At 40.2% G+C, this 13,803-nt stretch carries 14 protein-coding genes; 6 read left to right on the forward strand and 8 right to left on the reverse strand.

Annotated features, from left to right (window positions below; all coding sequences use genetic code 11):
* Nucleotides 1-85: 85 nt before the first annotated feature.
* Entirely contained in the window at nucleotides 86-355 is a 270-nt protein-coding gene (locus tag QZ488_RS18745) for a Txe/YoeB family addiction module toxin (protein WP_293751596.1), read from the reverse strand.
* Complete coding sequence (locus QZ488_RS18750) at nucleotides 336-608, reverse strand: type II toxin-antitoxin system Phd/YefM family antitoxin (RefSeq protein WP_293751598.1); 273 nt, start codon at nucleotides 606-608, stop codon at nucleotides 336-338. Before QZ488_RS18750 ends, QZ488_RS18745 begins: the two co-directional genes overlap by 20 nt.
* Before the next feature lie 305 nt (nucleotides 609-913).
* Between QZ488_RS18750 and QZ488_RS18755 the strand changes: the two genes are divergently transcribed.
* The 4 genes from QZ488_RS18755 (at nucleotide 914) to QZ488_RS18770 (ending at nucleotide 2,362) form a co-directional block, all read left to right on the forward strand.
* Nucleotides 914-1,264: a hypothetical protein gene (locus QZ488_RS18755; RefSeq protein WP_293751600.1), complete on the forward strand. Its 351-nt coding sequence runs from the start codon at nucleotides 914-916 to the stop codon at nucleotides 1,262-1,264.
* A 78-nt stretch (nucleotides 1,265-1,342) separates the two neighbouring features.
* Nucleotides 1,343-1,774 carry a hypothetical protein gene (locus QZ488_RS18760; protein ID WP_293751602.1) on the forward strand — a complete coding sequence of 144 codons (432 nt, stop codon included), beginning with the start codon at nucleotides 1,343-1,345 and terminating at the stop codon, nucleotides 1,772-1,774.
* Nucleotides 1,775-1,854: 80 nt separating this feature from the next.
* Nucleotides 1,855-2,067 carry a GDCCVxC domain-containing (seleno)protein gene (locus QZ488_RS18765; protein WP_293751604.1) on the forward strand — a complete coding sequence of 71 codons (213 nt, stop codon included), beginning with the start codon at nucleotides 1,855-1,857 and terminating at the stop codon, nucleotides 2,065-2,067.
* A gap of 106 nt (nucleotides 2,068-2,173) precedes the next feature.
* A complete protein-coding gene (locus QZ488_RS18770) occupies nucleotides 2,174-2,362 on the forward strand; it encodes a hypothetical protein (RefSeq protein ID WP_293751606.1) in 189 nt (62 codons plus the stop codon).
* A gap of 159 nt (nucleotides 2,363-2,521) precedes the next feature.
* On the opposite strand, the gene QZ488_RS18775 is transcribed toward QZ488_RS18770, so the two are convergent.
* The 6 genes from QZ488_RS18775 to QZ488_RS18800 form a co-directional block, all read right to left on the reverse strand.
* On the reverse strand, nucleotides 2,522-3,508 hold the full coding sequence (locus QZ488_RS18775) for an MDR family oxidoreductase (protein ID WP_293751608.1): 987 nt from the start codon (nucleotides 3,506-3,508) through the stop codon (nucleotides 2,522-2,524).
* 46 nt (nucleotides 3,509-3,554) lie between these two features.
* Complete coding sequence (locus tag QZ488_RS18780; RefSeq protein ID WP_293751610.1) at nucleotides 3,555-4,187, reverse strand: TetR/AcrR family transcriptional regulator; 633 nt, start codon at nucleotides 4,185-4,187, stop codon at nucleotides 3,555-3,557.
* Between the two features lie 162 nt (nucleotides 4,188-4,349).
* Complete coding sequence (locus tag QZ488_RS18785) at nucleotides 4,350-7,382, reverse strand: efflux RND transporter permease subunit (protein WP_293751612.1); 3,033 nt, start codon at nucleotides 7,380-7,382, stop codon at nucleotides 4,350-4,352.
* 4 nt (nucleotides 7,383-7,386) lie between these two features.
* Entirely contained in the window at nucleotides 7,387-8,133 is a 747-nt protein-coding gene (locus QZ488_RS18790) for an efflux RND transporter periplasmic adaptor subunit (RefSeq protein WP_293751614.1), read from the reverse strand.
* Entirely contained in the window at nucleotides 8,130-8,726 is a 597-nt protein-coding gene (locus tag QZ488_RS18795; RefSeq protein ID WP_293751616.1) for a TetR/AcrR family transcriptional regulator, read from the reverse strand. Before QZ488_RS18795 ends, QZ488_RS18790 begins: the two co-directional genes overlap by 4 nt.
* Before the next feature lie 187 nt (nucleotides 8,727-8,913).
* Complete coding sequence (locus tag QZ488_RS18800; protein ID WP_293751618.1) at nucleotides 8,914-10,941, reverse strand: winged helix-turn-helix domain-containing protein; 2,028 nt, start codon at nucleotides 10,939-10,941, stop codon at nucleotides 8,914-8,916.
* A 166-nt stretch (nucleotides 10,942-11,107) separates the two neighbouring features.
* Between QZ488_RS18800 and QZ488_RS18805 the strand changes: the two genes are divergently transcribed.
* Nucleotides 11,108-13,030 (forward strand): putative Ig domain-containing protein, encoded by a 1,923-nt coding sequence (locus tag QZ488_RS18805; protein WP_293751620.1) that lies wholly within the window; start codon nucleotides 11,108-11,110, stop codon nucleotides 13,028-13,030.
* Between the two features lie 93 nt (nucleotides 13,031-13,123).
* Nucleotides 13,124-13,663 carry a hypothetical protein gene (locus tag QZ488_RS18810; RefSeq protein WP_293751622.1) on the forward strand — a complete coding sequence of 180 codons (540 nt, stop codon included), beginning with the start codon at nucleotides 13,124-13,126 and terminating at the stop codon, nucleotides 13,661-13,663.
* Nucleotides 13,664-13,803: the final 140 nt, after the last annotated feature.

Consider the following 13,803-nt stretch of genomic DNA (forward strand, 5'->3'; position numbering starts at 1 on the left):
TAATTCATGCTGAAAATCAGCACGAAGAGGCAGGTATTACGTTGACATCACGGGAGCGTCCATATATGTCAGGATATCTTAGTCTCTAGTGTTGGTCGTAATGCCCACCTATTGCGAAAATGTATACACAGTCATCATCAAACTTATAAATCAGCCTGTCTTTTTGGGAAATTCGCTTAGACCAGAATCCAGACAAGTTGTGCTTTAAAGGTTCAGGCTTTCCAAGGCCAGCAGAGGGATCTGAGCGCAACATTTCCTTCAAAATTTTGCACAGTGCCTTATGAAGCTTATTGTCTTTCTCTCTTAGTTGCTCGTAAGTCAGCCAAGTTTTTCCTTCAAAGACTAGTGATCTCATCTAATTGCTCTTTTGTAGGCTTATAACCTTTATTGCTTTCATGTGTGGCCAGTGACTCTGAAATTTGATTCATTAAGCTACTGCTTTGTAACACGTGCAATGTTTCCTGTTCCCTTTCCCAGTCATCAGCACTCATAACAATAAAAGCCTCACCCGCGCGCCTAGTAACTTTTATAGGCTCATGATCACTAACAGTCTGCTCCACATAGGTTTTTAAATTGTCCCTAAATTGATTTACGCTTATGCTATTCATATTATACTCAAACTTATGTACGGTAATGTCGTACATTGTAGTGTTAAACATATAACAAAGCAATAAAATCGGATTCGCAACAGTTTGCTCGGTTCCACTTCGCTCGACACTTTAGCAAACTGTTACTCACCACTTATTGCCTCGTTATATGCACCTAATAAGTTGATGCTCGTCATCAGAGAAAAATCATCTAAAAGTCATAAGGACGTCAGGTAACTTGACGTTGGATTGGTTAAATTGACCGCCTGTTAAATCAAACTGAAGCAACGTCAAATAATTCGTTGATTTCAAAATAAGGAAACAGTATGAAATCTATTTACTGCTCAATATCTCTATTATTTTCTGTGTTATTAATAAGTAGCACGAGTCATGCCCAAGAAGATTCTCTGGTAGCCGAAGGGCCTTATATTGGGCAAAAACCTCCAGGCTTAACGCCCGAAGTTTTCGCTCTTGGTATTGTTTCGACAGAGGATCATGAATGGGGCGATATCTTCACACCCACCATGAAAGAGTTCTATTTTAATAGGAAAAACAACAAAAGTGGAAAAAAGTCGAGATTGGCTTTTAAATCCGAGAATAATCGATGGCAGGAGTCAAAAGTGGAACCTGGGATGGGTGGGTTTATTTCTCCTGATGGTAAGACGATGCTTTTTTAACATCAATATAGGGAGCGAACCGTTGATGGATGGTCAGAGTTAAAAAGTCTTGGTTCCGCGTTTGAAAACATCGAAATCATGCGCCTTACTATTTCGTCCAAAGGCACATATGTTTTTGATGAATTTCCTAAAGATGGAAAGGGTAATCTTCGATATTCTCGACTGATAAATGGTGAACGTGAAGCCCCGAAGTCATTTAGCAAAGAGATAAACACCGGAAAAAATAATGTGCATCCCTTCATTGCACCTGATGAGTCCTATATTTTGTGGAATAGTGAAAGAGACGGTGGATATGGTGGTAGTGATATCTACATTAGTTTTCGACAGGAAGACGGCTCTTGGGGAGCAGCCATTAACTTAGGTGATAAGATAAACACAAGTACCTCACAACGTGGAGGATACGTAACGCCAGATGGAAAGTATCTTTTCTTTAATAGCCCTGCTAGCCCAGGAAAAGGAGATGTTTTCTGGGTGGATGCGCAAATTATTGAGACACTTAGGCCCAAATGATATAGCAATCGCAGCAAGAGATACGCCGAATGGTGGCGCGTCTTCTGCGGGCGTTATACGAATGTTTGAAATGGAAGGTTATGCAAACTACAACTCTACTTTCTAAAATAAAATGCCCAGATTGTGGCTTTGAAAAAGAAGAAAAAATGCCAACAGATGCTTGTCAGTTTTTTTATGAGTGTACGTCATGTCATGCTCTTCTGAAGCCTCTTACAGGTGACTGTTGTGTGTATTGTTCTTTTGGAACAGTTAAATGTCCTCCGATTCAAGAAGGCATTAATTGTTGTGAGTAATTCGTTTAACAAACCAATTAATCCGATCTCAACTCGCTGCGCTCTTTGTGTCGGGTTATTTGGGCGTTATGTACATTAATTAGATAAATTGGCAATGGAGTTGTGAATGAAGAAAGTTGTAGTTTTTGATCAAAAGAAGAGTTTTTGGTCAGATGGTCCTGATTTGGATTTACTTAACAGTCAAATCCAAGAGATGGAGAGTGATGGTTGGAAATTATTATCAGTAACCGCAAATACACATTTATTAGGTGGGATTGCCTCTTTTACTCTATTAATCGAGTCACCTTCAAAATAGCACAGAACAAGAACATCAAACGGGAAATTACAGTTGGCTATTTTTTGTTCCTCAAACATTATGGCCAACTATTTTAGACTAGATGTGATCCCCCGTTCAATTGTTAAAAGGGGGATCTGCTAGAAAATGCTAGTGCGTTGCTGCAATAAATGACATTGCCTAATCTGCCTGCACATCAACCACAATACGGCCGCGGACTTTACCCGCTAACAACTGGTTTGCGGTTTCTACTACAGTATCTAGTTTGATTTCCTTGGCAATGTTATCAAATACATTTGGTTCAAGGATCTCACCTAAACGTTGCCATGCTTCTTTTCTATCGGCAATTGAGCGCATAACGCTGTCAATGCCTGCCAGTGTTATGCCTCGTAAAATAAAGGGGGCAACAGACCCCGGTAAATCCATACCCTGAGCTAAACCGCAGGCAGCTACTGTACCGCCATATTTAGTGCTAGCACACACATTAACAAGCGTATGACTACCAACGGAATCAACTGCTCCAGCCCAGCGCTCTTTGGCCATAGGTTTACCTGGGTTTGATAAGGTGTCTCGGTGAATGACTTCACTGGCCCCCAGTGATTGCAAATAGTCTGCTTCTTCCATTCGACCCGTTGAAGCCACTACTGTGTAACCCAGTTTAGATAGTATCGAAATAGCAAAGCTGCCTACGCCGCCATTGGCACCCGTGACTAGGATTTCTCCTTTGTCGGGTGTGACGCCGTTTTTCTCAAGGGCAATGACGCATAACATAGCTGTGTAGCCAGCGGTGCCGATAATCATCGATTGTTTTGGCGAGAACGCAGCGGGCAGGGGGATAAGCCATTCGCTTTTTAAACGTGCCTTTTGCGCTAAACCGCCGCAGTGAGTTTCACCCACGCCAAAGCCATTTTGGATCACCATGTCGCCAACCTTGAATTGGCTACTATCGCTTTTTTCAACTACGCCCACTAAATCAATTCCTGGGATCATAGGAAACGAACGCACCACTGGGGCTTTACCGGTTATGGCTAGGCCATCTTTGTAGTTCAGTGTGCTGTATAAAACCTTTACGCTGACATCACCTTGGGGCAGGGTGCCGTCGTCAATGTCTTGCAATGCTGCGTGATAACCTTGCTCGTCTTTGTTAATTATGATGCCCTTAAACATATGCTCTCCAATTTAGACCGATCGTCTATTAATAGTTAAAAAATTTTTACTTAGGTAACGCTTGTAAAAAATATTGAATAAAAAGCAGCAGTGGTTCGGCGTGTTGAACTAACTTAGCGCGGCTGACCGCTCCTTCCCATCCAATCCAAAAGAACTCGGCTGCTTGAGTACAATCTGCATTCTGGTCCAACTCACCACATGTTTGTGCCTCAATTAAGCAGGTTTCGACTCGTTGTTGCCAGCCCATAAATATTGTCGTTAGTTGTGCGCGAAACCCTAAAGGTAAGGCATCCACTTCTTGACCTAAGTTACCCACTAAACAGCCTCGCTTAAAATTATGTCGCGTCATGCCTTGTACAGCATCATCGACAAAATGTTGGAGTCGTTGAAGAGGGGAGTAATCAGTATTTAAAAAATGTAGATCTAATTTACCCGAAAAATACTCATCGTAGTGAGCAATGACCTTTTCACCGAAGTCTTCTTTACTAGCAAAGTAATGATAAAAGGAACCTTTAGGCACACCGACCTTCTTTAGAATTGGATCGATTCCGGATGAGGAAAAACCAAACTCGGTCAGATGCTCTAATCCACTGCGGATAAGTTCTGCTCGTGTATCGTGGTTTTCGCGAGCCACTTTGGGCGGGCGTCCACGTCTTGGTTTAGTTGCTAAAGTTGTCATGTAGCTATATTAGACCGATCGTCTAGTTAAGTTCAATCACTATTTTTTATTTGTGGGATGGTAGGACTCCGAGTTTATCGGAGACCTACTATTTTGGGGCACATACTTTGACTAAGTTTGCTTAAGACTTACTGAGCCATCAATTTTTTATGTAGTTTGATTTTATACCTGTCCCACTTCATACCATTTTCTGATCCAGCTATCGATGGGATATAAAATTTTGTAAAAGGCGGGCACTACCAATAAAGCTAAAATGGTTGAGCTTATTAATCCACCTATAACAGATAACGCCATGGGCGAATTCATTTCATGACCGGCACCGCTGCCAAACGCTAATGGCATCATGGCACCTACCATGGCAAAGGTGGTCATTAAAATTGGACGTAGGCGTTTTTCGCCCGCATGAATCAGTGCCTCATCAACGGATTCGCCGTCTTTAATGGCTCTGTTGGCAAAATCCACTACCAGTATGGCATTTTTACCCACCATACCTAACAGTAGAATGATGCCTATCATCACAAATAGAGAGAAGTTATTACCGCTTAGTCCCAAAGCTGTTATCACCCCGGTAAATGCCAGTGGCATAGTGACCATGATAATAATGGGTTGAATCAATGACTCGTAAAGTGCGGCCAGTATTAAGTAGATGAGTACTACAGCTAGAGCAACAGCAGTACTAAATGACACTGCGGTTTCTTGCATTTTTTCAACATCACCGGAAAACCTATAACTGTAACCTTCTGGCAATATGTCAGCTATATTGGCATCCACTTGGTTAACGATTGAGTTTAGTGGCACATTGGATATGTTACTGCTGACCATCACTTTACGCTCACGGTCAAAACGGTTAATGGTAGCGATTGAACTACTTTGTTCAAACCGAATTAAGCCATCCAAAAACACGTATTCGCCATTGGCCGCACGAATTTGTAGTTTTTTAATGTTATCCATATTGGCGCGGCTTTCATCATCAAACCTTAGGGTGATGTCGTACTCTCTGCCTTTTTGTTCAAAATCACTGATTTTGCTTTCACTGGAATAATTTGAATTCAGTAAAGTTGCAATTTGGGTTGCAGTAATACCTAATCTTGAGGTGTTATGCCTGATGATGGAAATAGTGATTTCAGGTTTACCGTCTTGGTAATCACTGTCAATATCCACCGCGCCTTCAAATGTACCTAACATTTTTGAGACTTGTTCGGAAATCTCACTAAGTTTTTCTAGGCTGTCACCTGTAATCACAATTTGTACCGGTGCATTACTGCCACCAGTATTGATGGGCGGAATTTTTTCAACAGCCAAGGCCATAGATTGTATGGATTTAAACTCAGTTCGGTAATTAACAATGATTTCTGCCTGGCCCAATCCGCGCTGCTCAATAGACTTTAACTTTACATACACCAAGGCTTTGTGCGACTCGTTGGCGGTTGTATAACCAATGCTCAGTGCATAATAATCAACCATCTCGTCGTTTTTGATGGCTTCCATGATGGGAGCCATTCTTTTTTTCATTTCAGCAATAGATGTACCCACTTCAGCTTTGGCTGTGATTTGAAATTCGCTATTATCTTCGGCAGGAACAAAGTCCATACCGACGTTGGTGAATACTTGGCTGGATAAAATAAGAAAACCAAAGGTCACTAACACCGTAATATATTTAAACCGAATTAATGGTTTTAGAATGGCGACATAAGCATTGTCCATTGCTTGGAAAAAAGGTTCTGTTTTGGCATGAAATTTAGTTTCTTTGTGTTTTAACACGCGCGCGCCTATGGTGGGGATAAACATAATCGCCACAAAATAAGACAGCACGATACCGGATGCCACTGTCATGGCAAAAGCATTAAAAAACTTGCCTACTAGGCCACCCATAAAGGCAACGGGTATAAAAACCGCCAATAACATGGCTGATATTGCCAATAGTGAAAACGCAATTTCGTGCACACCTTCATAGGTGGCTTCAAATGCTTCCATCCCAAATTCCATCTTTTTGCTAATGTTCTCAATTACAACAATTGCATCGTCAATGAAGATCCCTATGGCCAGGGTGAGTCCAATTAAGGTTAGTTTGTTTAGGTCATAACCCATGTAATCAATAATCGCAAAGGTGCCAATGATCGAAGTGGGGATGGCCAGTGCAGAGACGATTGTCGCGGTTAGATTACGTAAAAACATAAAAACAATGACTATGGCCAATAGGGCACCAAAAACTAAGTCAAATTTTACCTGATCGACACTGTGTATTATTTTATCGGACTGGTCTTTGATTAAATTGATTTGGTAATCGTCACCTGCCAACGCTTTTAACTCGGGTAATAGTTTTTTGGCTTCGTCAATGATACCAATGACGTTAGTCCCTGATATTTTCATAATATTCAACATCACGCCGACTTGACCGTTATAAGAGGAGTAACTTTCTACATCACTTAGCCCATCAAACACTTTGGCAACATCTGACAAACGTAAACCGGGTTTAATTTCAATATTGGCCAATGATTCAATGTCTTTGGAATCACCTTGGAATTTAATAATCAGTTCTTGTTTGTCGTTAATACTCTTGCCTGAACTGGCTTTAAAGTTTTCACTACTAATTATATTTTGCAATTCAATGGCAGATAGTTTGTATTTATTGAGTAGATAGGGATCGACTAATATGCGAATTTCTCGGTCTTGGTAGCCATCAATATCCACGTCTCCTACATTCGGGATACGTTGCAACTTAGGTTTGATTTTTTCATCCACTAGTTGCATCAGTGCAGACATATCGCCTGTCTTGCTGACTACAAATACACTAATAGCTTCGCCTGCCGTGCTAATTTTTTGCACCAAAGGAGCAAGTGCGTTATCGGGTAAAATCACACCACCAATTTTATCTCGCACATCGTTAGCAGCCTCGTTGATGTCAATTTTTAAATCAAATCTGACGATGACATAACTCATACCTTCGTAGCTGGTTGAGTCCAACTTATCTATGCCGTTGATACCCGAAACGGCTTCTTCGATTTTATCGGTAATTTTAGACTCAACCGTTTTCGCATCTGCGCCGGGGTAAACCGTTTTAATCGTGACTATTGGGAAGTCAACGTTAGGAAAAAGTGCCAAAGGCATTGAGGTGTATGACTTAATACCAAATATAATTAGCGCCATTACGGCCATAAGTATGGTGATAGGGCGATTGATTGCAAATTTATACATAAGGCTATTCTTGACTTTCTTTTAGTGGATTATTTCTGTAATCCGAAGTGATTATTGTTCCTTCGCCAAATAAACCCACTTTTAAATCTTTGGCAATAACCTGTAAGGCAATTTTTCTGTTATCACTATTTGCCTCGGGGTATATCCGATAAATTTTGCTCTTATACTGTCTATCATCACCATCAACTTTATATAAAAAGGGATCGCCAATTTTGACATCGCTGTTATATTTTTGATCAAACTCAACAACCAATATTCGGGCACGTTCACTCTGAATGTTAAATGCCGTTTTTAGCATTTGCCCACTCACCACATCGCCTAATTCAATCATCCTTTTGGTAATGACTCCGTCAAATGGCGCTCTTAATATTGTTTTGTTGTAAATGGTTTTCTCTAATGCAATTTTGGCTTTAATAGCCTCGTAAGCCATGGCATATTTCTCGAGAAGGGCCTTATCAATGAGGTTTTTTTTGTACAGATCTTTGTGTCTTTCATGGTCTAAAATTGCGTATTTTAACGTCACTTGGGATGCATTGTTTGTGGCAACTAAATCGTCGTTGGCTAATGTGGCTAGTATCTGGCCTTTTTTAACCACACTCATAATATCGACATGAAGCTCTTCCACAATACCACTGTAATTAAACGCTAAGCTGGCACCTTGTTTGGCATGTACTGTAAACGTCGCATATATTTCTTTAGCCTGTACTTGGGTTATACAAAACATCATTGCTAACACTATAATTTTCTTCATTTTTTTATCTCTATCAAATCAAATAGGGTATCTATATAGTCCTTAAACTCTTGCTTCAGGTCTTGGCCCTCTGCCCAAGCAATAACCATGTAACCTCTCTCTGCTTTCATTAATCCATCTGTTAATTGTCTAGCAACATCTTTGATCTCACCTTTTTTGATCCCTTGGTCGATAATGTCATCTAGGATTTCTCTAATAAAACTTGAACACTCTCTATTGAATTCGAGCATAGGGCAGGATTTGGTAGACAAGGTTACGCTTAGGTATTCTCTGTATACGTCTAGGTGTTTTTCATAAGGCTTATGTTCCGATAAGAAAAAATCGAACAGGTAGAGTACTTTTTGCTTAGTCGAAGTCATTTTATCGCTTTGACCTAGCAAATTAGCTTGGTGCTCTTCAATGAACTTGCGAATGATTTCAAAGACTATTTCTTCTTTGTTACTGAAATAATCATAAACCGTTCCTTTACCAATGCCTGCAGTTTTAGCAATCTCGGTAATAGTTAGGTTTTTAATGCCTTTTTCCAATAAAAGCTCATTACAAGCACCCGCTATGTCTCGTCTTTTTTTGTCTTTATCTACTATTATCGCCATCTGTATCCGCAAAGTCTTAGAACGTCATTATGAATGACCGACAGTCGGTCATTCATAATAAGACTAATTGATACCAGTCAAAAAACATAGGTTTATTTACTGATTTTTCTTCTGAAAAGGCTAAGCAGCAAGGTCATTCTTACTGCTTAATTTGGATTTGGGGCTTACAAACAAAGCGTAAAACGATTCAGTTTATGCCATCAAACTCAGTGATAAAAATGTTTCCTTGATTATTACCTTGCTCGCTTAATACGATATGTCTTTCATCGGGAGAAACCGACATCACTTCACCTACGGCTACATTAACTGACTCAAGTACTTTTTGCTGGGATTGGGTGGCAAAATCGTAAACCCATAATTGTTTGTTTTTTTCTGGGTGAATGTAATAAAGTTTTCTATTCCTAATTTCCCAAAAGGTAGAAAATGATTTTGGATAATTGGCAATCAGCAAGCTACTTTGTTGTGACTCCACTGAATATTTATAAAGTCCCTTTTGATGAGTAAGGGAGTAAATATAGGTCTGATCATCCACGGCTCTCACTCTAGAAACTGCATCCATATTCAGTTGGACCTGAGTTCCTCCATCTAGAAAAGAGATGGCATGTGACACTTGGCCTGCATGTTTGGTTATCGCCAATATGTTTTGCTCTGTGCTGTATATGCAGTTAGTGATAGGCGTATCGTCGACTTGTACTTGCTTGAAAAAACCAGTTTCTACTATGAGTTCAAAACATTGATAACCTTGCTCGCCCATTGCGCTAATCAGTAACTTTTCTCCAGATGGAGACCAATAGGGCGAGAACAAACTTTTATCTGGAATAGACAAAGCTAAACGTTGTTGTTGTAGAGCGAAGTCGTAAAACCAAATAGAGCTGTATCCGTGTTTATTAGTAGCAAAGGCAATTGATTTCCCATCTGGAGCATATGCAGGGTGATTGTCATATTTAGGAGAGGTCACAATAGAAGACTTGGCACCAGTTTTTATGTCGTGTAGCCACAAATTTGCTTGATAACGGACTTCTTGATACGCAAACACCTTGCCATCGTCACTTAACATTGGATGTTGACCATCTTTGGCCCCAAGGTTTTCAATCTGTTGATTACTTAGATTGACTAACCATAAATTTTTATCACCTCTAACATTACTATCAAACAACAAAGAGCGACTGTCGGCACTCCATTGATGTCCCATTTTTCGACTTTTGTCATGGGTTATTTGTTTGGCTGAGTTGGGGTCGTCGAAGGTTTGAATATAAATATTTTGGATTGATCCTGTTCCCCGCTGAAAACTTAAAAATTGCCCATTTGGGGAAATTCTAGGACGGGTATCAAACAGGTCTGGATCGGACTTGGTGGTAAGTTGCTTGGAAGATTTTGTACTGAGGTTATATAACCATATGGACGTTGATAACTGGTTGTTGTTACTTTTTACAAATACAAACCCATCGCCCTCTTTAGTCCATTCTAAGACACCTGAAGGGTTGGGTAACGCACAGTCAGAGATTGCTTGTTTACTCAGCTCAGGCAAAGAAAAAAGCACGACTTTGCAGCCTTCATTTGCGTATTCAATAGCTAGTAATTGGTCTTCTTTGGGCGATAACACGGGGGAGAGTAGATTAGCGTTTGGCGCTGATAGATGGAATTTTTCTGCACCGTTTAAAGCAACTACTTTTACCACATAGGTTTCATTTTCTTTAATGGAATAGGTAAGTGACCTGCCAGTTGAAGACAAATCTGGCTGAATTTCTATTTTAGCTTCCGCAGTGAATCTTACACTCTGAGCAATGACATGTCGCCAGTCTATTTTGGCTTCTTCTGTATTTTGTTGGAACCACCAAAATGCCGCTAAAACAAGTAACAATGTGGCTGCTGCACAAAGGGCCAAGGTTAGTTTGTTGGAGTGTTTTGTTGCTGGTTCTATTTCAGCAATAAAGCGATATCCACGGCGTGGAATGGTTTCAATATAACTAGGTGCTTGGCTTTTATCTCCCAAAATTGAGCGCAATTCAGCAATACACCGAGCCAAGGCATCGTCATTGACTACTTTACCCGACCATAACGCTTCGATGATCTCTTGGCGCTCAACCAATTGTCCAGCCTGACTGGTTAACAGAAGTAATAATTTGCTCAGTCTTGGAGGTAGTTTATGCACTACATCTTGACGCTTTAGATAACCATCGCGATGACTGAATTGCCAGTCCTTGAAGACCACCACGGATTCTCGATTGATGACTGTTTTCTCTTATTAATTAGATAATTACCGCAGTATATAGACAAAAGGAGGTTTTGAGGAGGGGAATAAGGAGCATTTGGGAATGCATAAATAAGACAAAACGCCGTAGCGTAATGTTGATGCAAACAACCTTAAAACGGAAACCAAAATGAAAAAGATAAACCCTCTCATTCTATGTATTTTAACTTTGTCGTTTCTCAGTACTGGTCGAGCCTATTCTCAGCAAATTGGCGATACCACTTGTGGGTCACTATTACTGGTGAGTAGCTGGTTCAATAATAATGTAAAAATCTACGATGGATGTAGTGGCAACTTTATTCGTAACTTAGACGATGCAGGAAGGCTTAATGGGCCACAAGCCATCCTAGAATTGCCGGATGGCGATGTACTGGTTGTTAGTGAAGGTAACAACGAACTAGTGCGTTATGATCGTGAAACCCTTTCTACCGGTACGCCAGTATTAAGTGGTTTTGTCGAGAAACCAGTGGGGGCGATTCTAGATGGAGACAATCAACTTTATGTTGTCAGTTATCAAGAAAACTCTGTACTGAAAGTGGATACGCAAACGTGGCAAGTCGCCGATACTATTTTAGCTGCGAATAATGGCTTAGTAAGGGAAGCTGATGCGGGCATTGCTCTTGAAGGTGATATTGTATATATCCCAGGTTATGACAGTGACAATGTTATTACCCTCAATGTTGCTAGCAAGGTAACGAATACATTGGTCAGTGCTGGTACTGGTGGTCTAGATGCGGCAAGAGGCATATTGATTGTTGATGATTCACTTTATGTCACTTCCGAACGCAGTAATCAAATTTTGGTGTTTAATAAAACGTCAGGGGCTTTTATTAGAAGTTTTGGCAGAGAAACTCGTCCTGCAAGCATAGTGCAAGATGGTGAATCGCATTTGTTGTTTAGCACCCGAGATGCTGTATACCGCGCAGCGATTGATGGTAGTAGCAAAGAAACTCTAGTTACTAAAGGTGCAGGGGGACTGAATGGCGCTACTTTTGTATACCGATTAAACAAAAATAATTTTGCTCTGGATAGTGATGAAGACGGATTGTCTGATGAAGATGAAATCAATCTACATTTTACTGATCCCACTTTATTTGATAGTGACCAAGATGGCCTTTCTGATGGCAAAGAAGTATTGGAAACAGGCAGTAACCCAAACCTAACTGATACAGATGCAGATGGCATGCCTGATGGGTTTGAAGACCAATATTCATTACTTATTTTACAAAACGACAGTGACGGCGATAAAGATTCAGATGGTTTGAGTAACCTACTGGAATTTCAAACTGGTACCAATCCAGCAAATGCAGACACAGACGGCGATGGTTTGAATGATAGCGTTGATGCTATGCCCCTTACTCCTAGCGCCATTCCGGCACTTTCTGGTGTGCCTGATGAACAAATAGAGCAGGGTGTTGAATATAGTTTTACTCCCACATTAGATTATCCAGGCGATGTAACCACTGTTCAGTTCAGCATTGAAAACAAGCCAGGTTGGGCCAGTTTTTCAGAACAAAATGGTCTTCTTTTAGGCGAGCCGAAAAATGAAGATGTGGGTAAGGTATCAAACATAGTCATAAGTGCTTCAAATGGTTTTACCACTGATTCACTTGATCCTTTTAATATAGAGGTGATTAATGTGAACGACCCACCTATTTTACTTGAGGCAGTCACAATAAATGGAGGTTCAGTATTAACTAGCACTGCGATTAGTACCGATTTGAATAGTTATTTTGACGATCCTGACACTGGCGACAGTTTGACTTTTACCGTAGCAGATTTGCCTGACGGCCTAACATTGTCAGATCAAGGAGTGATTGCTGGCAACGTCTCCACAGTGGGGCAATTCACTATTGTCATTACTGTTACAGATAATGCAGGCGCAAGCATTAATGCCAACGCCAGTTTAAAAGTAACGGCTCCAAGTTCTCCTAATGCTCCTGTTAGTCAATCATCTGGTGGTGGGGCGTTGCCTATTTATGGACTGTTATTATTACTTGGGGCTATTTGCTTTAAAAACAAAAAGTTGATCTGGTCACGACATTCTCGATAACTATTTTTTCTTAGTTTTAAAAAGCGCCATACTTGTATGCCGCTTTTTAGATAGTAGTTTAACCATCATTTTTTCATCGTATCTGGATACTTCATGCGTCTAATTTTAATTACATTTATAACCTTTCTTTTGTTTTCAAATTCAGTACAAGCAGATTACGATAATGTGTGGCTTGAATTAAGTCATTCGCTGTCAAGCACTGGGGTTAATTTAAAAGCCGTCGAAGGGAATTTTAATTGGGCGATTGAAGGAGCTGTTTATTACTCGCCTATATTTACTTTATATGAAGATCGAGACACGCAACAAACTAAATCCACAACATTTACCACTTTAGGTGTAACTAAAAATTGGAGTTCAATCGGTAATTGGGGGTATTTAGATCTAGGAGTAGGTCTTGGAATAGGTAAAGGTACTTGGGTAACAAATTGTGAAAAAGGCAGTCACTCGGGGTTATTTGGAAGTACAGAACTTTGTAACATTCATAATGGAATTAGGGTAGGGGTGCCGTTACATGCCTCAGCCGTTTTCGGAAAATATTTTGGAATAGGTATCAGTGCCAAAGCATTTATTAGTTCAGGGCAGTCACATGCAAATCTAATGGTCACTTTTCCATTTGGTGATTTCACAAAATAGTTATTTTCATTATTTAAATTAGCCATTGGCTATGTTTTTGTAAACTGTTGCAATACTGTATGCAATTACAGTTATTAAGGAGGTGGTCTATGATCCCAGCACAGTTTACAAAGTTTTTAGAGCAATTTAATGGCCTCACT

Source organism: uncultured Paraglaciecola sp. (assembly GCF_913020055.1).
Lineage (GTDB): Bacteria > Pseudomonadota > Gammaproteobacteria > Enterobacterales > Alteromonadaceae > Paraglaciecola.